1 pseudogene is annotated in these 900 nt (G+C 73.0%); it reads right to left on the reverse strand.

The window, feature by feature from the left end:
* Positions 1–900, reverse strand: a pseudogene (locus AC27IQ_RS25840) (apolipoprotein N-acyltransferase); the annotation flags it as partial.

The raw sequence follows: 900 nt of genomic DNA on the forward strand, positions 1-900 counted from the left end.
CGCCCAGCGGAATGCCCAGCAGCGCCGCCTGCCGGCCGGCGCCCTGCCCCGCCGCGGGGGCCTGGGTGTAGCGCGCGGTGACCGAATCCAGGTAGCCCGGCACCAGTTGCTGCGGCAGCAGCGGGATGGCCGTCTCGGGCGCCACCACCAGCGCGGCCTGGGCGCTGCGCAGCTGCTCGGCATACCAGCGCAGGGCGGTCGGTACGCCACTGCCGGCCTGGAATTTCTCGTCCTGGGGGATGTTGCCCTGCAGCAGGGCCAGCGACAGCGGCGCGGGGCGCTGCATCGGCGTGTGGCACAGCTCGACGGCGCAGTGGCGCTGCACCGCCAGCCCGGCCCAGGCCAGCACGGCCAGCCCCACCAGGGCGCACGCCTTCAGGCTGCGCAGGTCGCTGCGCCGCCCCTGGGCCACGAGCATGACCAGCACGGCCGCGATGCAGCCGATGCCGTACACCCCGACCGACCGCGCCAGCACGGCCAGCGGGCCTTCGACGTGCGCATAGCCGCCGGCGCCCCATGGAAAGCCCGTCCACCACTGGCCGCGCGCCAACTCGGCCAGCAGCCAGAATGCTCCGAAAACGATAGCAACATGCCAGCGATTTGATTGCCCCAGGGCCTTGAAACACCCTGCAGCCACCGCGTAGTAGCTGCCCAGAAACGCCGCCAGCCCCAACACCGCGAGCGCGGCCAGCGGCGCGGCCAGCCCGCCGTAGGTGTGCATGGAAATGAAGAGCCACCAGAAGGTGCCCGTCAGCCAGGCGGTGGCGAACAGCCACCCCAGCACCGCGGCCTGCCGGGCGCTGCGGCTGGCCAGCAGCAGCCGCGCGAAGCCGCCCAGGGACAGGAGTTGCAGCCACCACACCGGCTCGCCGCCGAAAGGCCAGGCGATCGAGGCGGCCT

The sequence above is a fragment of the Acidovorax sp. KPB24-07 genome (assembly GCF_057543315.1).